This window comes from Kribbella sancticallisti (assembly GCF_039530625.1).
Taxonomy (GTDB): Bacteria; Actinomycetota; Actinomycetes; order Propionibacteriales; family Kribbellaceae; genus Kribbella; species Kribbella sancticallisti.
Window position 1 is genome coordinate 353,287 of the sequence record NZ_BAAAOS010000017.1, and the last position, 18,169, is coordinate 371,455.

The 18,169-nt window shown below is 68.6% G+C and carries 21 protein-coding genes; 11 read left to right on the forward strand and 10 right to left on the reverse strand.

Going from position 1 to position 18,169, the window contains the following annotated elements; genetic code table 11:
• Positions 1-63: 63 nt before the first annotated feature.
• Together ABD255_RS09375 and ABD255_RS09380 are read left to right on the forward strand one after the other, a co-directional pair.
• Positions 64-630 (forward strand): DUF4865 family protein, encoded by a 567-nt coding sequence (locus ABD255_RS09375; protein WP_344212342.1) that lies wholly within the window; start codon positions 64-66, stop codon positions 628-630.
• A gap of 148 nt (positions 631-778) precedes the next feature.
• The gene (locus ABD255_RS09380) at positions 779-2,008 is read left to right on the forward strand and encodes an MFS transporter (RefSeq protein WP_425554394.1); all 1,230 of its coding nucleotides are present in this window, start codon (positions 779-781) and stop codon (positions 2,006-2,008) included.
• On the opposite strand, the gene ABD255_RS09385 is transcribed toward ABD255_RS09380, so the two are convergent.
• A complete protein-coding gene (locus tag ABD255_RS09385) occupies positions 1,979-2,791 on the reverse strand; it encodes an ATP-grasp domain-containing protein (protein ID WP_344211937.1) in 813 nt (270 codons plus the stop codon). The genes ABD255_RS09380 and ABD255_RS09385 overlap by 30 nt on opposite strands.
• Positions 2,792-2,958: 167 nt before the next feature.
• Between ABD255_RS09385 and ABD255_RS09390 the strand changes: the two genes are divergently transcribed.
• Complete coding sequence (locus ABD255_RS09390) at positions 2,959-3,894, forward strand: DMT family transporter (protein ID WP_344211939.1); 936 nt, start codon at positions 2,959-2,961, stop codon at positions 3,892-3,894.
• On the opposite strand, the gene ABD255_RS09395 is transcribed toward ABD255_RS09390, so the two are convergent.
• Positions 3,822-4,520, reverse strand: coding sequence for a TetR/AcrR family transcriptional regulator (locus ABD255_RS09395; protein WP_344211941.1), 699 nt, complete (start codon positions 4,518-4,520; stop codon positions 3,822-3,824). The two genes, ABD255_RS09390 and ABD255_RS09395, sit on opposite strands and share 73 nt — an antisense overlap.
• 53 nt (positions 4,521-4,573) lie before the next feature.
• On the opposite strand from ABD255_RS09395, the gene ABD255_RS09400 reads away from it, so the two are divergent.
• Positions 4,574-5,491: an SDR family oxidoreductase gene (locus ABD255_RS09400; protein WP_344211943.1), complete on the forward strand. Its 918-nt coding sequence runs from the start codon at positions 4,574-4,576 to the stop codon at positions 5,489-5,491.
• Between the two features lie 3 nt (positions 5,492-5,494).
• On the opposite strand, the gene ABD255_RS09405 is transcribed toward ABD255_RS09400, so the two are convergent.
• Complete coding sequence (locus ABD255_RS09405) at positions 5,495-6,298, reverse strand: MBL fold metallo-hydrolase (RefSeq protein ID WP_344211945.1); 804 nt, start codon at positions 6,296-6,298, stop codon at positions 5,495-5,497.
• A gap of 10 nt (positions 6,299-6,308) precedes the next feature.
• The gene (locus ABD255_RS09410) at positions 6,309-6,911 is read right to left on the reverse strand and encodes a LysE/ArgO family amino acid transporter (protein ID WP_344211947.1); all 603 of its coding nucleotides are present in this window, start codon (positions 6,909-6,911) and stop codon (positions 6,309-6,311) included.
• 85 nt (positions 6,912-6,996) lie between these two features.
• Here ABD255_RS09410 and ABD255_RS09415 point away from each other — a divergent pair, with 85 nt between their 5' ends.
• From ABD255_RS09415 to ABD255_RS09425, 3 genes are all read left to right on the forward strand, one after another.
• Entirely contained in the window at positions 6,997-7,884 is an 888-nt protein-coding gene (locus tag ABD255_RS09415) for a LysR family transcriptional regulator ArgP (protein ID WP_344211949.1), read from the forward strand.
• Between the two features lie 74 nt (positions 7,885-7,958).
• Positions 7,959-8,543, forward strand: a complete 585-nt coding sequence (locus ABD255_RS09420; protein WP_344211951.1) for a TetR/AcrR family transcriptional regulator — start codon at positions 7,959-7,961, stop codon at positions 8,541-8,543.
• 11 nt (positions 8,544-8,554) lie between these two features.
• On the forward strand, positions 8,555-8,749 hold the full coding sequence (locus ABD255_RS09425; RefSeq protein ID WP_344211953.1) for a hypothetical protein: 195 nt from the start codon (positions 8,555-8,557) through the stop codon (positions 8,747-8,749).
• On the opposite strand, the gene ABD255_RS09430 is transcribed toward ABD255_RS09425, so the two are convergent.
• Together ABD255_RS09430 and ABD255_RS09435 are read right to left on the reverse strand one after the other, a co-directional pair.
• The gene (locus ABD255_RS09430; protein ID WP_344211955.1) at positions 8,721-9,611 is read right to left on the reverse strand and encodes an SCO6745 family protein; all 891 of its coding nucleotides are present in this window, start codon (positions 9,609-9,611) and stop codon (positions 8,721-8,723) included. The genes ABD255_RS09425 and ABD255_RS09430 overlap by 29 nt on opposite strands.
• Before the next feature lie 19 nt (positions 9,612-9,630).
• Positions 9,631-10,128 carry a GNAT family N-acetyltransferase gene (locus ABD255_RS09435; protein WP_344211957.1) on the reverse strand — a complete coding sequence of 166 codons (498 nt, stop codon included), beginning with the start codon at positions 10,126-10,128 and terminating at the stop codon, positions 9,631-9,633.
• Between the two features lie 94 nt (positions 10,129-10,222).
• Between ABD255_RS09435 and ABD255_RS09440 the strand changes: the two genes are divergently transcribed.
• Positions 10,223-11,329, forward strand: coding sequence for a calcium:cation antiporter (locus tag ABD255_RS09440; protein WP_344211959.1), 1,107 nt, complete (start codon positions 10,223-10,225; stop codon positions 11,327-11,329).
• Here ABD255_RS09440 and ABD255_RS09445 read toward each other — a convergent pair.
• From ABD255_RS09445 to ABD255_RS09455, 3 genes are all read right to left on the reverse strand, one after another.
• Positions 11,319-12,755 carry an ankyrin repeat domain-containing protein gene (locus tag ABD255_RS09445; protein WP_344211961.1) on the reverse strand — a complete coding sequence of 479 codons (1,437 nt, stop codon included), beginning with the start codon at positions 12,753-12,755 and terminating at the stop codon, positions 11,319-11,321. The two genes, ABD255_RS09440 and ABD255_RS09445, sit on opposite strands and share 11 nt — an antisense overlap.
• Positions 12,756-12,925: 170 nt before the next feature.
• Positions 12,926-13,294: a nuclear transport factor 2 family protein gene (locus ABD255_RS09450; protein ID WP_344211963.1), complete on the reverse strand. Its 369-nt coding sequence runs from the start codon at positions 13,292-13,294 to the stop codon at positions 12,926-12,928.
• Positions 13,295-13,310: 16 nt separating this feature from the next.
• On the reverse strand, positions 13,311-14,345 hold the full coding sequence (locus ABD255_RS09455; protein WP_344211965.1) for an amidohydrolase family protein: 1,035 nt from the start codon (positions 14,343-14,345) through the stop codon (positions 13,311-13,313).
• Between the two features lie 121 nt (positions 14,346-14,466).
• On the opposite strand from ABD255_RS09455, the gene ABD255_RS09460 reads away from it, so the two are divergent.
• Positions 14,467-14,865: a hypothetical protein gene (locus tag ABD255_RS09460; RefSeq protein WP_344211967.1), complete on the forward strand. Its 399-nt coding sequence runs from the start codon at positions 14,467-14,469 to the stop codon at positions 14,863-14,865.
• A gap of 26 nt (positions 14,866-14,891) precedes the next feature.
• On the forward strand, positions 14,892-15,560 hold the full coding sequence (locus tag ABD255_RS09465) for a TetR family transcriptional regulator (RefSeq protein WP_344211969.1): 669 nt from the start codon (positions 14,892-14,894) through the stop codon (positions 15,558-15,560).
• A gap of 23 nt (positions 15,561-15,583) precedes the next feature.
• Here ABD255_RS09465 and ABD255_RS09470 read toward each other — a convergent pair whose 3' ends face one another.
• On the reverse strand, positions 15,584-16,105 hold the full coding sequence (locus ABD255_RS09470; protein ID WP_344211971.1) for a DinB family protein: 522 nt from the start codon (positions 16,103-16,105) through the stop codon (positions 15,584-15,586).
• 217 nt (positions 16,106-16,322) lie between these two features.
• On the opposite strand from ABD255_RS09470, the gene ABD255_RS09475 reads away from it, so the two are divergent.
• On the forward strand, positions 16,323-18,152 hold the full coding sequence (locus ABD255_RS09475) for a DEAD/DEAH box helicase (protein WP_344211973.1): 1,830 nt from the start codon (positions 16,323-16,325) through the stop codon (positions 18,150-18,152).
• Positions 18,153-18,169 lie beyond the last annotated feature (17 nt).

Below are 18,169 nucleotides of genomic sequence, written 5' to 3' on the forward strand. Positions count from 1 at the left end.
AATTTCGCCCTGTACCTATTAGTATGTACGGGACCTGAGCGAGAGGGAGTGCCTGTGTACGCGATGCAGTACGAGATCACGCTGCCGGCGGACTACGACCTGGGGATCATCCGGAACCGGGTGGCGACCAAGGGCGGGTTGACGGACGACTTCGAAGGGCTGGGGCTCAAGGCGTACCTGGTCCAGGACCGGGCCAACGGCGCGGAGGTGAATCAGTACGCGCCGTTCTACCTGTGGAATTCGACTGCGGGGATGAGCCGGTTTCTGTGGGGTGGGCAGTTCTTCAGCGGGATCTGCCAGTCGTTCGGGCGGCCGCGGGTACGGCATTGGACCGGGGTGGACGCACTTGCCGGGCCGGACGTGGATCAGCCGGCGGTCGGCGCGACGAAGTACACGCAGGCTCTGCTGCCGGACGTGGATCCGGCCGGGCCGGTCGCGGAATGGGCCGAGGCGCTGAAGCGGACCGCGGCGATGCCGGGTGTCCACAGCTCGGCGATCGCGGTGGACCCGACGCGGTGGGAACTGGTCCACTTCACCTTGTGGAGTGGGGAACCGGGGATCGTGCCGGGGACGCGGTACCAGGTTCTGCACTTGTCCACAGCGGGAACAAAAGATCTGTTCCGGCCGTGACTTCGCGGATATGTTCTTGGGCATGACGTACTCGAGCCCGCACCTTTGACGCCCTGACCGCTCCGCTACCGTTCCGCGCGGCCTGTCCGCCCGCATCATCGCCTACCAGGCGCTGCAGGACTTCATCCCGCTGTATCCGCTGTACCAGTTGCTGTTCACGGACCACGGGTTGTCCGCCGCGGAAGTCTCCACGCTGTTCATCATCTGGTCCACGACCGCCTTCCTGCTCGAGATGCCGTCCGGTGCCTGGGCGGACGTGTTCTCCCGACGCAAACTGCTGGTGCTCGGCTCGCTCATCGGCGGCCTCGGCTTCGCCAGCTGGATCGTCGTTCCCTCGTACGCCGGTTTCGCCGTCGGCTTCGTGCTCTGGGGAATCAGCTCCGCGCTGATCTCCGGAACCTTCGAAGCCCTCGTGTACGACGAACTCTCGGCGCGCGGGGCTGCCGATCGGTATGCGGGCCTGATCGGCCGTTCGAAGGCGGCTGCCCTGGTGCTGAACCTGGTGGCCACCGCATTGGCCTCACCGCTGTACCAACTCGGCGGCTACCCCTTGGTGGGCGCCATCAGTGTGCTCACCTGCCTGGTGCACGCAGCCGTGGCCCTGTCCCTGCCGGAGGCGACCCGAGTCGCCACCGCCGACGAAACAGAGGAGGTGGAAGAAGCCCGGATCGCCCACGCCGACGCCAAGTCCGGCGCCGACACCAAGTCCGGCGCCGACACCAAGTCCGGCGCCGGCGCCGAGGACGGTCTCGGGGTGCTTGGGCGGTACTTCCTGATGCTGCGCCTGGGATTGTCCGAGGTGTCGACCAGTGGCACCGTCCGGAAGGCTGTCGGGCTGGTCGCGTTGCTTGGTGGGTTTCTGGCGTTCGACGAGTACTTTCCCTTGCTGGCCAGGGAAATTGGCGCCTCGACGACGTTGGTGCCCTTCCTGATCGCCGGCACGGTGGCCGCGCAGGCGATCGGTGGCGCGCTGGCGGGACCGGCGTACCGGATGCGGTCGTCGTTCCTGGCTGCCGGATTGGCGCTGTCGGCCGGGTTGCTGGCTTGGGGTGCGCTCAGTGGCACGGCGCCGGGATTCGTGCCGATCGCCGTCGGCTACGGAGTGATGCAACTCGTCATCATCGTCGCCGAGGCACGGCTGCAGGACGCCATCACGGGTCCCGCGCGGGCGACGGTGACGTCGGTGTCGGGCCTGTTCGCCGAGGTGTTCGCGGTGACGGTCTACGCCGGTTTCGCACTCGGCTCGATCTGGGTCAGCCTGCCGGTGCTGGTCGCCGGCCTGACGATCCCGGTCCTGCTGACCGCGTTCATCACTCCGATCGCCCTGCCTGCACCTGCCGCGGTGGGGTCAGAGGTCGAGGAGCGTGCCGAGGGATGAGGCCATGCGCTTGACGAACGCAGAGCGGCTGGTGTCGTCGGTGTGGGACAAGGACAGGAAGGGGTTGAGGTCTTCGAGTTCGACGAGGAGGAGTTCGCCGGAGCGGGTCCGGCAGGCGTCGACGCGCTGGATGCCGTGGTCGATCGCGTTCCAGTCGACGAAGCGCTGGGCGAAGGCGAGGTCCTCGTCGGTCGGCTCGTACGGGTCGAGCTCCCAGCGGTGCTCGGGGTCCGGCGTGTAGAGCGCGTACTGGAAGTCACGGTCGACGAAGTAGAACGACACCTCGTAGCGGAAGTCGATCAACGGCTGCGCGAGCAGTCCGTCGAGAGAAAGGGTGGTGAGCTCCTCACGGGTCACCTTGCGCAGTCCGATCGAGTCCGAACCCAGCTTCGGCTTGACCAGATAACCACTTGCCTCCGGCAACGATGAGGGATCGCTGTCGGTGGTCGGGATGACCGGGGAGCCCGCGTCGTTCAGCTCGACCAGATACTGCTTGCCGACCATGTCGGCCTTGCCGGTGAGCTGGTTGAAGACCCGCGTACCCCGGTCGATCGCGGCCGCCCGGAACTCGTCGTACTCGACCTGGAAGTGCAGCACCGGGCCGCTGTTGCGGACCACGACGGCGTCGAAGGAGTCCATCAGCGCGACGGCGTCGAGCGGGTGGCAGATCGCCAGGTCGAAGTTGTCGCGCAACTGCCGGGTGAGGAACGTGTCCTCGTCGCCGTAGCGGCGGCCACGGGCCGGATAGGTGAGATCGGTGACGTACAGGATCTTCGCGCGCATCGCAGAGCCTCCGGGCGGGGGAGTCGGTGGAGTCGTCTCCGGCCGAGGGCCGGGACGGAGCTGACGTCAGGACGGGCCGACCGGGACGGAGACCAGCGGGACGGGGTGAGCGGGCTGAAGCTGATTATTCGGTGTGGGGCGAAGTATTGGGACACTAGGTTCAGGATGTGATCACTTCGGACAGGCGGCAGGGCGTGCTCGCGGCGGGTGCGGCGGCGGTGACGGTGGTGCTTTGGGCGTCGGCCTTCGTGGCGATCCGGCATGTCGGGCATGAGTTCTCGGCGGGTGCGCTGTCGCTCGGTCGGTTGGTCATCGGCAGCCTCGTGCTCGGCGTGTTCGTCTTCACCCGGCCGCGGCGATGGCCAGCCAAGGGTGACTGGAAGTTGCTGCTCGTCTGCGGGGTGTTGTGGTTCGGCGTCTACAACGTCGCCCTGAACGCGGCCGAGCAGCGACTCGACGCTGGTACCGCGGCGATGCTGGTGAACACCGGGCCGCTGCTGATCGCGCTGCTCGCCGGCGTGCTGCTGGGTGAGGGTTTCCCTCGCCAGTTGGTGATCGGCAGCATCGCCGCGTTCGGTGGGGTCGTACTGATCGGGGCGTCCTCCTCCGAGGGGAAGGCCGAGACGTGGGGCGTGATCCTCTGTGTGGCCGCGGCCGCCGCCTACGCCATCGGAGTCGTCGCGCAGAAGCCGCTGCTCGGACGGATGCCCGCGCTCGAGGTGACCTGGCTCGCCTGCACGATCGGCGCGATCAGCTGCCTGCCGTTCACGCCGGCGCTGGTCCGTGAGACGGCTGACGCCCGACCGTCGACGATCTGGTGGCTCGTGTTCCTCGGGGTGTTCCCGACCGCCCTGGCCTTCACCACCTGGGCCTACGCGCTGGCGAGGACGAGCGCCGGACGGATGGGCGCGACGACGTACCTGGTGCCGCCGCTGACGATCTTCCTCGGCTGGCTGCTGCTCGACGAGGCACCCGCTCCGCTGGCCTTCGCCGGTGGCGCGCTCTGCCTGCTCGGCGTGGCCATCTCCCGTCACAAGAAGCGGGTCTCGACCCCCGCGACGATCAGCGCGAGCCCCGACTCGAAGCCGCTGTCGAAGTCGTAGTGGAGTCCGATTTCTCCCAACTCCCGGACGACCCGCGTGAGGGTCGGTGCTTTGCCCTCGGGCAAGCCCCGCACCCGCCGCAGCAGGTCCGGCGCGAGGTCGAAGGTTTCGGCCTGGACTGACGCCTCACCGAGGCTGAAGCCGTGCAGGAAGTCGATGATCGTATTCACCACCTCGACGATCTGCCGCGGCTCCAGCCCGGCCCGGTCCAGCGCCCGGTAGAACGGCTCGACCGTGACCACCACGACGTCCGAGACAGCGGCGGTGTCGGACAGCACCTGCAGCGCGAGATTCGGATGCGCGCGCACTGCGTCGCGATATGCCCGCGCGGAGTTCGTCAGCTCGTCCTGCCAGCGCACGGAATCGTCCGGCGTCACGGCCTCGAGTTGACCGAAGACGAGCTCGGCCAGGCCGGCGAAGACCGCTGCCTTGTTCGGCAGATGGTGGTAGATCGACATCGGGTTCACCCCGAGGGTCGAGGCGAGCCGGCGCATCGTCATCGCGTCCATCCCCTCGGCGTCGACGATCCGCAACGCGGCCTCGAGGATCGCCTGCCGGCTGAGCCGCTCCTCACCCGACCGCGGCCGTCCGGAACGACCGGGACCCGGCTTGCCAGCATTAACCATACGTCGTATGGTACAGAAATCATACGGTGTATGGCTACAGTGGGAGGCAGGTCATGAAGGACAAGCCGTTGGCGGGCCGGGTGGCTCTGGTGACCGGGGGATCGCGAGCTGCCGGGCGGGGGATCGCGGTGCAGTTGGGCGCGGCCGGCGCGACCGTCTACGTGACCGGGCGGACGACCCGGAATCAGCGGTCGGAGATGAACCGACCGGAGACGATCGAGGAGACCGCGGAACTGATCGACGCGGCGGGCGGCCACGGCATCGCAGTACAGGTGGATCACACGCAGCCTGAGCAGGTTCGGGCGCTGGTCGAGCGGATCGAGCGCGAGCAGGGAGCGCTGCACGTCCTCGTGAACGACATCTGGGGTCAGAGCAGCGAGCCGGAGTGGGACAAGGCCGTCTGGGAGTCGGATCTGGACAGCGGGCTGCGGCTGTTCCGGCTCGGGGTGGACACCCACGTCATCACGAGCCACTTCGCGCTGCCGCTGCTGATCAAGTCGCCGGGTGGTCTGGTGATCGAGATGACCGACGGCACCGACGAGTACAACGCGACCAACTATCGCGTCTCGTTCTTCTACGACGTGGCCAAGGGAGCAGTCAGCCGGATGGCGTTCGCGCTCGCCAAGGAGCTCAAGCCGCACGGTGCGACGGCGGTCCTGCTGACGCCGGGGTGGCTGCGGTCGGAGGCGATGCTCGAAGGCTTCGGCGTCACCGAAGAGAACTGGCGGGACGCCACCGAGAACATCCCGCACTTCGCGATCTCGGAGAGTCCGTCCTACGTCGGCCGGGCCGTCGCCGCGCTGGCCGCCGACCCCGACGTCGCCCGCTGGAACGGCAAGTCCCTGTCCAGCGGTCAGCTCGCGCAGATCTACGGCTTCACCGACCTCGACGGCAGTCGGCCGGATGCCTGGCGCTACATCGTCGAGGTGCAGGACCCCGGCAAACCGGCCGACACCACCGGCTACCGCTGAGAATCAGAGACGGTGAGGTGGGCAAAGCTGGTGGTCTGTGGCTGGGAAGGGTAATGGCCTGGCCGCGCTGTCCAGAGCTTTGTGGGGATGGGCCGCGGCGATAGGGATTCCGTTGGCGGCTGCCAGGGCCAGTACTTCGCGGCGGGACGTGACGGCGACTGCGGGTTCCCGCTCGTAGACATAGGTGAGCTCGGGCCAGCGGGCCTGCGCCGGGTGCACGAGGACGTCTCCGCCCAGCACGGCCCGCTCGGTGAGCACGCATTGGTGGCCGGGGGTGTGGCCAGGAGTCGGCAGCAGCTTCACCCCCGCCACTGATGCTTCACCGTCGACAGCGCGCAGTTGCCCAGCCTCGGCGATCGGCCTGATGAGGTCCTCGTACGTCGTCGAACCCCGCGCGTGCTCCACCTCAGCCTGCTGTACTACGTACGTCGCGTTGCCGAAGCGCGGCTGGTCCTCGGCCATGTTCCAGCCGGCGTGGTCCAGATGGATATGCGTGAGCACCACCGTGTCGATCTCGTCCGGCCGGACTCCAGCCGCAGCCAGCAGGCTCGGCAGTCTCCCTGTCGTCCCAAGCCAGTCAGCCGCCCCGCCACCGGCCGGACCGATCCCGGTGTCGACCAGCACGGCCCCAGCGTCGCTTGTCACCAGGTAGCTGTGGAAATGCAGCCACCACCCGCCCGCCGCGGCCACGTTCCCCGGCAGGTTCTCCTCAGTCCACCGCTGGTGCTCCACCGACCACCCCGGCAGCGCTGTCTCCACAGCCTCCGGAAACACCGCCACCGCGTCGCACAACACCGTGACGTCCATGCGGGAGACCTTAGTGCGCGGGCAGGACCATCCAGGCTGCCAGTGTGGTCATTACCAGGGCGATGCCGGCGTCGAGGAATTGCCAGGCTCGCGGGCGGGCGAAGAGCGGGCCGAGCTTGCGGGCCAGGAAGCCGAGGGCGAAGAACCAGGCGAAGCTGGCAGCGACCGCGCCGAGGCCGTAGATCCAGCGGCCGTCGGTACCGCGCTGGTTGGCGAGCGCGCCGAGCAGTACGACGGTGTCGAGGTAGACGTGGGGATTGAGATAGGTGAACCCAAGGCAGGTCAGTACCACGCTGCGCAACGCGGCCGGCGCGTGATCCGCCGGGCTCATCGCACCTGGGCGTACGGCCCGCCGCGCGGCGATGACGGCGTACGTGAAGAGGAACGCGGCGCCGCCGTACTTCGCGATGCTCAAGGCGAGCGGGCTGCTCGTCAGCAGTGCTCCGAGCCCGGCGATGCCGCCCGAGATCAGGACCGCGTCCGAGACGGCGCAGGTGAGTACTACCGGCAGGACGTGCTCGCGTCGCAGTCCCTGGCGCAGGACGAAAGCGTTCTGCGCTCCGATCGCGATGATCAGGGACAAGGACGTGGCAAAGCCGGCTAGCAGGGGCATGTCTCGAAGGTAGGTGCGCTACGAGAAGCAATCCAGCTAAAGATTCTTCACTGCCATTAGCTCTGCTTCACTAGACTCTGATGCCATGCAGCTCGACTCAGCTCAGCTCGACACCTTCGCGGCCGTCATCGATGACGGCAGCTTCGACGCGGCCGCGCGGCGGCTGCAGATCACGCCGTCCGCGGTGAGTCAGCGGATCAAGGCGATGGAGAGCCGCCTCGGCCACGTCCTGGTCCAGCGGTCGAAACCCGCCAAGCCCACCGAAGCAGGCGAGGCCGTACTGCGGCTCGCCCGGCAGGTGTCACTCCTGGAGGTCGAGGCGATCGCCGCGGTCAAAGGCAAGATGGAGGGCCTGCGGCTGCCTGTCGCGGTGAACGCGGACTCGCTGAACGGCTGGTTCCTGCCCGCGCTGCTCGCAGTACCGGCTGAACTGGTGACGGCGTTCGACCTGCGGCAGGAGGATCAGGACCATTCAGCCGAACTGCTCCGCAACGGCACGGTGCTCGCGGCGGTGACCGCGGATCCGCGGCCGGTGCAGGGCTGCCGGGTTCAGGCGCTCGGCAAGATGCGGTATCTGTCGATCGCGTCGCCGGAGTACGCCGACCGCTGGCTGAAAGGGCGGCCACTGCCGGAGGCGCTCGCCGAGGCGCCGATGTTGGTCTTCAACACCAAGGACATGCTGCAGCACCGACTGCTGCGCAAGGTCACCCGCCGCCGCCTCGACCCACCGGTCCACACGATCCCCGCCCCGGGCCCGTTCGTGCGCGCGATCCGCCTCGGCCTCGGCTGGGGAATGATCGAGGAGGAGGTCGTCGAGGACGACCTCACCGCCGGTCGCCTGGTAGAAGTTGCCCCAGGCAAGCACGTGGACGTCCCCCTCTACTGGCAACACTGGAAACTGGACTCCACCGTCCTCGACGCCCTGACCACCGCGGTGCTCGCCGCCGCCGCAGCCGGCCTGCGAACCAGCTAGTCCACAGCTGCGAGCTTGCTCGCGTAAGACATCCGTGCAAGACGATTGTGTGAGAGCTTGGTTAGGATCGGCGGATGGGAAACCGCGAGGCGCTGATCGAGGGCGCCAAGACCTGCCTGAAGGAGAAGGGGTACAGCCGGACCACCGCGCGGGACATCGCCACCGCGGCCGGCGTGAGTCTGGCGGCGATCGGCTACCACTTCGGGTCCAAGGAAGCGCTGATGAACGAGGCGATGGGCCAGGCCCTGGACGAGTGGGGTGGCGAGGTCGCGGCGACGCTGGAAGCCGGCCTGGGTGCGGACGGGGATGCCCGCGAGCGGTTCGTGACGACGTGGCGGCTGGCGGTCGAGACGCTGTCCTCGCCGAGCAGCCGCGCGCTGTGGACGACGCAGTACGAGGTGGTCAGTCTCGGTGCTCACCTGCCGGAGATGCTTGCGGAGTTGTCGAAGCAGCAGGGTGAGGCGCGCGAGGGGCTGGCGTCGCTGTTCGGGTACACCGAGCCGGGCCAGGTCCAACTCGTCGGCACCTTCTACCAGGCGCTGATGCTCGGTGTCATTGCGCTATGGCTGTTCGATCCCACCAAGGCGCCAAACGGCGAAGACCTCGCCAGAGCGATCCAACTCGTCTCCGCACAGCTAGGCTCTGAGCCCGAGAACTGAAAGGGATCCTGATGAAGAAGGCCATTCCGATCGCGCTGGGCCTGTTGCTGACTGTCGCGGGTGTGGTGTGGGCGCTGCAGGGTCTCGGCTACATCGGCGGCAGTTCGATGAGCGGCAAGAGCCTGTGGGCCGTCATCGGCCCGATCGTCGCCGCCATGGGCGTGTCCCTGCTCTACGTCACCTTCCGGGGCCCGCAGAAGCGTTAGGCAGCTCGTCCGGTTCCCAGCGCAGGGCCATCGGGTTGTCGTCCGGGACCGCGCCGGTCGCCATGATCGCGCCACTGATCGGCCGGATCAGCCGATCGAGCTCCAGCGCCTTGTCGTCCCCGAACGCGGCCCAGCCCTGCTCGGCCAACCTGTCCGTGGTGTCCTCGACCTCCTGACGCAGTGAGTGACCTGCCTCGGTCAGTGTTCCGTCCGCATCGAGCAGACCTCGTGAACGAAGGTCCTCCTCGGCCTCGGCCCACTCCTCGTCACTCCAGCGCCGGTTGAGCTGGAAGACCGCCTTGGACGGTCCACCCGCGGCCGAGATGGTCAGCAACGCCTGACACGGCGTCAGGCCCGCACCGACCAACGCGGCAACGTGTCCGTCGCCCCGGGACTCCCTGAGGATCGTGGTGGCCTGCCACAAGACCAGGTGCGCCTCGTCGGGCCAGTCCAGCGCCGCGTTGGCCGCAGCGATCGGCCTGCCTGCCACTGGAGCCAGCTCCGCCGCTTGGCGAGCCAACTCGGCCGTACGGCGTACCGCAGTACTGGCGTCTGGCATGAGACGCCGTACTGCGCTGTCGACCGCCTCGAGTCGTGCCACGAGCAACTGCTCGGGTGATGCGAAGGTCCACGCGTCCGGGATCGCCCTGGCGACCATGGATGGGTGGAAGTTGTAGAAGACGGCCGCGACAACCTCAGGACCCACCGGACCCAGGGGAGCCGCCCGGCAGCCGAAGTAGCTCATCCAGCCGCCACGGAGGCCCAGGGCGTCGGTGGCCTTGCGGGTGTCCGGCGCGAAGTACGTGATCGCGTGGTACGGCTCCAGGACTCGCCACAGACGTCGTGCTCGGGACTCGGTCATGTCTTCGATCCAAGCAGAACTAGAGCGGGCGGACCATGACGTGCAGGCCGACATAGCCGTGTTTCGGGTGGTTGAACGCCTCGGGTGAGGTGCCGATGATCTCGAAGCCGAGGGCCTGCCAGAGCTTGACGGCGGGCTCGTTGGTCTCGACCACGGCGTTGAACTGGATCGAGCGGAAGCCCTGCCGGCCGGCCCAGTCGATCATGTCCTCACAGAGCGCGCGGCCGACACCCTTGCCCCGGGCCGCCGCGTCGACCATGAAGCTGGCGCTGGCGACGTGGGCGCCCGGCCCCGGCCGGTTCGGGTACATGTTGGCGCTGCCCAGGACCGTTCCGTCGGCATCGACCGCGACCGTGGTCCGGGCCAGCGGTGCGGACGAGGGCGACATCCAGAGCGCGCGGCTCTGCTCCTCGGTCATCGCCGGATCGTAGGCGTAGGTCTCACCGGCCGTGACGATGTCGTGGAAGAACGGCCAGATCGCCGGCCAGTCGTCGGGGGTCGCGGCTCTGATCTGCACGGTTGCCCTTCTGTAGAGCTGAATGCGAAAAGCATCACGCCATCAGCCGTCGTTGCCAACTGCATTCCGCGCGAGCCGGATAAACTCGCGGGGGATGACAAAACTGGCTGTCCAAGGGTTGCCGCGCTGGAGTCTGGCCGTCCCCCCGCTCGCCCTCGTCGTCCTGGTGCTGTCCTGGGGCCGTAGCCTCGGCGCACTGCTGCTCATCCTCGTCTGCGCGGGTCTCGGCGCTGCCGTGATCGCCGCCGTCCACCATGCCGAAGTCGTGGCGCACCGCGTGGGCGAACCCTTCGGCACCTTGATCCTGGCCCTGGCGGTGACCGTGATCGAGGTCGCGCTGATCGTCACGCTGATGGCCTCCGGCGGCGACAAGGCCGCGTCGCTGGCCCGGGACACCGTCTTCGCCGCCGTGATGATCACCTGCAACGGCATCCTCGGCCTCGCCCTGGTGGTCGGGTCGGTCCGGCACAAGACGCAGGAATTCAGGGTCCACGCCTCCGGCAGCGCGCTGGCCGTCATGACCGCGCTGGTGACGCTCAGCCTGGTGCTGCCGACCTTCACCACCAGTACTCCGGGCGCCACCTTCAGCACGGCCCAACTCGCCTTCGCCGGTGTCGCCTCGCTGGTGATGTACGGCGTGTTCGTGTTCGTCCAGACCATCCGGCACCGCGACTACTTCCTGCCTGTGGCCGCCAAGGACGATCCCGCGAACGAATCCGAGGAGGTGCACGCCGAAGCGCCCAGCGGGAAGATCGCGCTGCTCAGCCTCGGGCTGCTGTTCCTGTGCCTGATCTCGGTTGTCGGGCTGGCGAAGACGGTGTCGCCCAAGCTGGAGTCCGCTGTCGAGTCGGCAGGTGCTCCGCTGGCCGTGGTCGGCGTCGTGATCGCGTTGCTGGTGCTCCTGCCGGAGACGGTCGCCGCAGTACGGGCTGCGCTGCGGAACCGCCTCCAGACGAGCCTGAACCTGGCGCTCGGGTCGGCGCTGGCCAGCATCGGGCTGACGATCCCGGCGATCGCCGTGGCGTCGATCTGGCTCAGCGGACCCTTGGTGCTCGGCTTGGGTGGCAAGGAGATGGTGCTGTTCGCGCTGACGGTCGTGGTCAGCATGCTGACCCTGGCGACCGGCCGGGCCACGTTGCTGCAGGGCGCAGTACATCTGATGATCTTCAGCGCGTTCGTCTTTCTCGCGGTCAGCCCGTGACCGAGGCCAGGTAGTCGGCGACCTCCTGCTGGTGGCTGTGCTCGGCCCAGCCCTGCGGGGTGCTGTTGTACTGCTGGTCGCGCAGGGTGGGATCGGCGCCCAGTTCGATCAGCTTCTTCACGGTGTCGAGATGCCCGCTCAGGGCGGCCCGATGAAGTGGAGACCCCAGCACGGTGAGCAGATCGAGGTCGTAGCCGAGGTCGCGGAGTGGCTCCAGCGCTTCGGTCCGGCCGAGTTCGGCCGCTCGCACCGGCAGGTAGGGGTTCCGCTGGACCGCCCGCGCCGCGAGCTCGGGAGCGGCCTCGACCGGACCGCCGCGCATCGCCGCGGCGTACAGTTCGTGCAGCTCGTCGAGTGGGGCCGCACCAGCAGCGCGGAGGAGTTCGGCGATCTCTGTGTGGCCGATCACGGCGGCCAGTTCGTAGGCACGATGACCGCAGAAGACGGGGTGCTCGGTGCCCCGGCGCTCCGGATCGATGCCCTGGGCAAGCATCAGCTCGACGCGGTGGAGCAGGCCTTCGGACGAGGCGAAGACGAGCTCGTCCTCCAGGAGTTGGCGCGGTGTCGGGTGCTCGGTGGTCATCCGCTCGTGCCAAGGACCGCCGTCGCCCTGGCCCAGGCCGAACTCGAGCAGCAGCTCCAGATGGTCGTCGTCGTACGGTGGCGGGCAGCCCGGGCCGCAGTTGTACATCGTCTGGCTGTCGTTCGGATCCGCGCCGGCCGCCAGGAGCAGCCGGGCCAGCTCCAGCCGGTTCTGGTGCGGCGGCTGGTCGCCCTCGCCGCGTCCGAACGCGCCGGTCAACGCGGTGAACGGCGACGGCAACCCCTCCCAGAGGTACCCCGCGTTCGGGTCGGCGCCATGGGCAAGCAACAGTTTCGCGATCTCCAGTGGAGCCTCATCGGGAACCTCGAGGCGCGAGTAGCTCAAGTACAGCAGGGGTTCCCAGCGGAACGGGCCGCCTTCGCGCCGGGCGAGGGTGGGGTCGGTGGCCAGCGTCTCGCGGACGGCTTCCACCTGACCGGCCACCACCTGGGTATAGATGTTGCTCAGGGCAACTTCGTCGAGCAGGGTCCGGGCGGCGGTCTGCCGAGCGGCATCGTCCTGGCCGTAGTGCAGGGTGGCCAGCCGGAGGAACTCGTCGACGCGCCGGCCGGGAGTGTCCAGCGGGCCGCCGAGCGGCTGACGGTGCGGGGACCGGCTGTACTGCGCCACCACCTCGAGGTGATGCGTCAGCCGGGGCCAACTGGCAAAGCCGTAGCTGCGGGCGATCACCAGTTGCGCCTCGGCGAGATTCGTGACCGGGTGGAACTCGGCTGCCAGCGCCAGCGCCTCGGGATCCTTGGCGCGGACCTGCTTGAGCAGGGTCTTGGCCTGCTTCCTCAAGTGGTCGAGGCTCGGCGGGTTGGGAAGATTTCGGGTCGGCATCGCGACCTCCTCTCTGAATGCCTGCTGTCCGCGTCATCAGGCGAGAAAGGAGGTGGGCCTGGATCACACAACCTGCGTTTCAGGTGGGCTGAGCCCTTCCCGCGGACCGGTGGCACCCTGAGTGCCTGACGCCGATCGTACTCCGGGCCGGGCTCGGGTTGTCCAGCCTGTCAGTGTTTCTCCATCCACCACTCGGTGAACTCGTGCGCCCGGCCGTCCCGGTCCAGCCGGATCACCCACAGGTTGCTGAACTCGGCCGGCGGATCGGTCCGGTACGTCGTCCAGCCGCGGACGAAGCCGACCCCGTCCCCGAAGCCGAGCACCTGGTACTCGAACAGCGTCTCGCCCGGCGCGTCGGCGACCTCCAGCCAGGCGTTCACGATCGCGTCCCGGCCGAGCACCGGCTCCTCGTCCGGCCGCCGGTAGAACGCGGCGTCCTCGGTCCACAGTGCCGCGATGTGCTCGGGGTCGTTCGTCTCCCAGGCCCGGCGGTACGCCTCGACCCAGCGATCGAGGTGCTTCTCCCGCAGCTTGCTCACGAGGAGAATCCTGGCATCAGCGGATCCGCAGACCCCGCAGTACGACGGCCGACGGCGTGGCGAGAACCTCCGGGTGCTCGCGGGGATCCGCCTCGTAGGTGACCAGGTTCCCGGTGCCGGCGAGGCCGAGGTAGTCCTGCGCCGAGGTGGTCGCCGCCGCCAATGCCTGGTCCGCGGTCAACCCGTGCTTGACGAGCAGATCCACCTCTCCCGCGACTGAGCCGACCACGTCGGAGCCCGCGAGCACGCGTACGCCGTACTGGATCGCGAGCGGCAGCATGGAGGCCAGGTACTCCGATCGGGCGCGGCGCCGGTCGACCACGTCCTGCGGTTCGCCCGGTCTGCCCAGCACGGATGCGCCCAGCGTCGGAGTCCACGCGCCGCCGCGAGCGCCGAGCGCCTGCAGATCCTCCTCCGTGATGACCGTGCCATGCTCGATCGAGTCGACTCCGGCGCGGACCAGGTCGCCGACGACCGCGGAGTTGGTGTGCGCGGCGACCCGCGCGCCCCGGGCGTGAGCGGCCTCGACCATCGCCTCGACCAACTCCACCTCGTACGACGCCTCGATGGCGCTGCCGCGGATCGGTCCGTCCGGCCCCACCGCCGGGAAGTCGCCGACCAGCTTGAGCCAGGTCGCGTTATCGTCGAGCTCGGCCGCCACCGCGGCGAGGAGTTCCTCCGGCGGCACGGGTTCGTGCATCCGTGGGAAGTACCGGCCCTCCGGCGCCAGGAACCGCCCGGCTGCCTGGACCACCGGTCGCCCGTCCTCCGGTGCGATCGCCAGCTTCAGCGTGACCGATCGATCCCCACCGACATCCCGTACTGCGCTGACGCCGGCCTGGGCGAGCGCGTCGAGCCTGGTCCGGGCGAAGTCCTCTCCGAACAACAACGGGCCTTGCGCATCCGACCCGACCGTCAGGTGGCAATGCGAATCCACCAGCCCGGGCAGCCCGAACCGCCCCGGCAACAGCTGTTCCTCGCCGTCCCCGAAGGCGATCCGGACCTCTTCGTCCACAGGGAGCACGGTTCCGTCGAACACCCAGGTCGTCATCTCCTCATCTTCTCCGAGGAGGAGACCCAGGTCACCGGCGCCAGCTGTTGAACATGTTCAAAAGATCGATCTACGCTCGGACCAACGGACAATTGAACATGTTCAAGTGAGGGATGTGGCGATGATGACGGAGCTGACGTACCTGATCTACCTGGGCATCGCGGTGCCGCTGACGCTGTGGATGGCGCAGTCGGTGCGACGGAACGGGCGGGTCTTCCTGGCCGACGTGTTCGATGGGCACAAGGAGTTCGCCGAGGCGCTGAACCGGCTGCTCGTGGTCGGGTTCTACCTGGTCAACCTGGGGTTCGTGACGCTGTTCCTGCGGACCATCGGCACCGTGCCCGACGCGCAGGTGATGGTCGAGAGGCTGAGCGCACGGATCGGCGTCATGCTGCTGGTGCTCGGCGTGCTGCACCTGATCAACGTCTGGATCTTCAACACCATGCGCAGCCGTCGCCGGGCGGAGGGCGAGCGGCGGCCGCTGACCGGGACCAAGCCGCCCGTGCCGGCGGGCTACTGAGGATGCCGGTGACTACGCTGGCCGCCATGACGGACAGCGCGACCGCCAAGGGTGAGCAGACTCGCGAGCTGATCCTGTCGACCGCGCTGCGGCTGTTCCGCGAGCAGGGGTACGGCAAGACGACGATGCGGGCGATCGCCGCCGAGGCAGGCGTCTCGGTCGGCAACGCGTACTACTACTACAGCTCCAAAGAGCACCTGATGCAGGCGTACTACGACCACCTGCAGGTGCAACATCGCGAAGCGGCCGTGGAGATCCTGGCCGGGGAGAAGGCCTTCACCAAGCGGCTGACCGGAGTACTGGTGAGCTGGCTGGAGGTGTCGGCGCCGTACCACGAGTTCGCCGGCACGTTCTTCAAGACGGCGGCTGAGCCGAAGAGTCCGCTGTCACCGTTCAGCGAGCAGTCCCGGCCGGCGCGGGAAGCGAGTGTCGAGGTCTTCCGTCAGGTGGTGGAGGGGTCCGACCTCAAGCTCCCGGCCGAGCTGCGGGCGGAACTGCCGGAGCTGCTCTGGCTGATGCAGATGGGCATCGTGCTCTTCTGGGTTCACGACGACAGCAAGGACCTCAAGCGGACCCGGCTGCTGATCACCAGCACTGTGCCGCTGGTGGACCGCCTGCTCCGGCTGACGCGGATCCCCGGCGTACGGGGTGTGGTCAACGACCTGGTCGGGGTCATCCGGGCGCTCAAGAGCTAGTACTGCGCTGCGCCCGGCTCGGGTCAGAAGCCTGTCATTCCGTCGGTGCGTTCGCGCAGTAGGTCGGCGTGCCCGTTGTGGCGGGCGTACTCCTCGATCATGTGCAGGTAGAGCCAGCGGACGGAGTGCTCGCTGTCCCGGCCGGCTCGCTTGAAGATGTGGTCCAGCGGATAGCTCTCCACGATCTCGTCCGAGGTCTGGATCGTCGCCTTGAAGGCGGCCAGGTCCTGCTCGGCGCGGGTGGCGTCGGCGAGGTTGAAGTCGCCGTCCCAATCCGCGGGCGTCCACAGTTCGAGCTCGATCGGGCGTTGGTCGAGGCAGATCTGGTACCAGTACCGCTCGACCTCGGCGGTGTGCCGGAGCACGCCGAGCAGGCTCATCGTCGACGGCTCGACCTTGGTGGCGGCCAACTGCTCTCCGGTCAGCTCGGCGGCCTTCCACAGCAGTGTGCCGCGCTGGAAGGCGAGGAAGCCACGCAGCATGGCGCGTTCGTCACCGGTCTGCGGCGGATCCTGGCGGAAGTCGGCCGGGTCGGGGGTGCTCATGGCGCTCAACCTATCGGCGGCCGGTGTCTGACGCGACACACAAGGTGAATACTCTCCGCAGGTGGTCCTCGGGTGACGTACACTGTCTGTGACGGCCCGCCCAGTTCTGCCTCGGGCCGATTCAGTGCACACGCTGCGCTAGCAGTCGACCACCACGCGCCGCGGCCCACCTGGCTGCGCCGGGCAGGACGACCCCCCGACTTTCTTGGAGTACTACATGGCGGCCAGCCGCCCCAGCATCACCACGCCCACTTCCCCTTCTACAGCTCGACGCGAGCGCGCCCAGGGTGAGGCCCAGGCCCGCCCCCGCCGCCGTCGCCGTACCGGCGCCCAGCGGTCCGCGCCGATCCAGAGCACCGACCGGAACGTTTCCCGCAACGGTGCGAACGGTGCCCAAAATGTTGCACAGAGCAACGAGACCGACACGTACGACGCGGTCGCCGCTCCGGTGATCTCCGACGACACCACCTTCGCCGACCTCGGCGTACCGGCCGGACTGGTCGCGGCGCTGGCCTCGGCCGGGGTGGTCAAGCCGTTCCCGATCCAGGCGGCGACGTTGCCCGACTCGCTGGCCGGCAAGGACGTACTCGGTCGCGGCCGGACCGGTTCCGGCAAGACCTACGCGTTCGTCCTGCCGGTGCTCGCCCGGCTCGCTACCAGTGGCAGCAAGCGCCGGCCGAACCAGCCGCGCGCTCTGATCCTGGCGCCGACCCGCGAGTTGGCCACCCAGATCCAGGCCTCCATCACCCCGCTGACGGACGCGCTGGACCTGCGCACGATGACGATCTTCGGTGGCGTCGGCGCCGGCCCTCAGATCACCCAGTTGCGCCGCGGCGTCGACATCGTGATCGCCTGTCCCGGCCGGCTCGAGGACCACGTCAAGACCGGTCACGCGAAGCTCGACGCGGTCGAGATCACCGTGCTCGACGAGGCCGACCACATGGCCGACCTCGGCTTCCTGCCCGCCGTCCGGCGGATCCTGGAGGCGACTCCGGCGAACGCCCAGCGGCTGCTCTTCTCGGCCACCCTGGACGCCGGCGTCGACGTGCTGGTCAAGCGGTTCATGAAGTCGCCGGTGACCCACAGCGTCGACTCGGCCCAGTCGCCGGTCTCGAAGATGACGCACCACGTGCTGCACGTCCAGACCGACACCCGCCTGCCGGTGCTGGTCGACCTGACCGCCGCCCCGGGCCGGACGCTGGTCTTCACCCGGACCAAGTACGGCGCGAAGTCGCTGACCAAGAAGCTCATCGCGCTGGGCGTGCCCGCGGTCGAACTGCACGGCAACCTGTCGCAGGGCGCCCGGACGCGGAACCTGGAGGCCTTCTCCGACGGTTCGGCGAAGACCCTGGTCGCGACCGACATCGCGGCCCGCGGCATCCACGTCGACGACGTCACCCTGGTGATCCACGCGGATCCGCCGATCGAGCACAAGGCCTACCTGCACCGCTCCGGCCGTACTGCGCGGGCCGGCGCCGAGGGCACCGTCGTCACCCTGATGACGGACGACCAGGTCCGCGACGTACGCGACCTGACCAAGAAGGCCGGCATCTCGGCCAAGGTGACCAAGCTGCGCGTCGGCGATCCGCTGCTCGAGCAGCTGGCGCCCGGCGAGCGGACCTTCGTGGAACCGCCGGTGAAGTCCGCTGTCCCCGACGCCGTACGCGGCGGAGGTGGCGGTGGCCGAGGCCGCGGCCGTCGCGGCGGCGGTCAGGCGACCCGTCCGGCCGGAGCAGGTCAGTCCGCCCGCGCTGGTCAGGCGAATCGTGCACCCGGCTCGGGCCAGGCGGCTCGTGCGACCGGCGCCTCGCGCGGCGGTTCAGGTGGTGGCTCGGGCGCCGGCGGTGGCTCGTACGGCGGCTCGCGTGGTGGGTCCGGCCAGGGGAACCGTGGCGGTCAGGGCGGCAAGTCCCGGGGTAACGCCCGCGGGGGCTCGGCTGCTCCGAAGAGCTACAGCACCAGCACCCCTGGCGCGACCAGTCGTCCGGCAGGTGCCGCGGCCTTCTCGGCCGGCACCCGCGCAGGTGGCACGCGCCGCTCGCGCTAGTACGGATCGATAGCTTG

Coding starts and splice junctions, on each gene's coding strand:
- ABD255_RS09375 (WP_344212342.1), top strand. CDS start 64: ATGCAGTACGAGATCACGCTGCCGGCGGACTACGACCTGGGGATCATC.
- ABD255_RS09385 (WP_344211937.1), bottom strand. CDS start 2,791: ATGCGCGCGAAGATCCTGTACGTCACCGATCTCACCTATCCGGCCCGT.
- ABD255_RS09395 (WP_344211941.1), bottom strand. CDS start 4,520: ATGGTTAATGCTGGCAAGCCGGGTCCCGGTCGTTCCGGACGGCCGCGG.
- ABD255_RS09400 (WP_344211943.1), top strand. CDS start 4,574: ATGAAGGACAAGCCGTTGGCGGGCCGGGTGGCTCTGGTGACCGGGGGA.
- ABD255_RS09405 (WP_344211945.1), bottom strand. CDS start 6,298: ATGGACGTCACGGTGTTGTGCGACGCGGTGGCGGTGTTTCCGGAGGCT.
- ABD255_RS09410 (WP_344211947.1), bottom strand. CDS start 6,911: ATGCCCCTGCTAGCCGGCTTTGCCACGTCCTTGTCCCTGATCATCGCG.
- ABD255_RS09415 (WP_344211949.1), top strand. CDS start 6,997: ATGCAGCTCGACTCAGCTCAGCTCGACACCTTCGCGGCCGTCATCGAT.
- ABD255_RS09420 (WP_344211951.1), top strand. CDS start 7,959: ATGGGAAACCGCGAGGCGCTGATCGAGGGCGCCAAGACCTGCCTGAAG.
- ABD255_RS09425 (WP_344211953.1), top strand. CDS start 8,555: ATGAAGAAGGCCATTCCGATCGCGCTGGGCCTGTTGCTGACTGTCGCG.
- ABD255_RS09430 (WP_344211955.1), bottom strand. CDS start 9,611: ATGACCGAGTCCCGAGCACGACGTCTGTGGCGAGTCCTGGAGCCGTAC.
- ABD255_RS09440 (WP_344211959.1), top strand. CDS start 10,223: ATGACAAAACTGGCTGTCCAAGGGTTGCCGCGCTGGAGTCTGGCCGTC.
- ABD255_RS09445 (WP_344211961.1), bottom strand. CDS start 12,755: ATGCCGACCCGAAATCTTCCCAACCCGCCGAGCCTCGACCACTTGAGG.
- ABD255_RS09455 (WP_344211965.1), bottom strand. CDS start 14,345: ATGACGACCTGGGTGTTCGACGGAACCGTGCTCCCTGTGGACGAAGAG.
- ABD255_RS09460 (WP_344211967.1), top strand. CDS start 14,467: ATGATGACGGAGCTGACGTACCTGATCTACCTGGGCATCGCGGTGCCG.
- ABD255_RS09465 (WP_344211969.1), top strand. CDS start 14,892: ATGACGGACAGCGCGACCGCCAAGGGTGAGCAGACTCGCGAGCTGATC.
- ABD255_RS09470 (WP_344211971.1), bottom strand. CDS start 16,105: ATGAGCACCCCCGACCCGGCCGACTTCCGCCAGGATCCGCCGCAGACC.
- ABD255_RS09475 (WP_344211973.1), top strand. CDS start 16,323: ATGGCGGCCAGCCGCCCCAGCATCACCACGCCCACTTCCCCTTCTACA.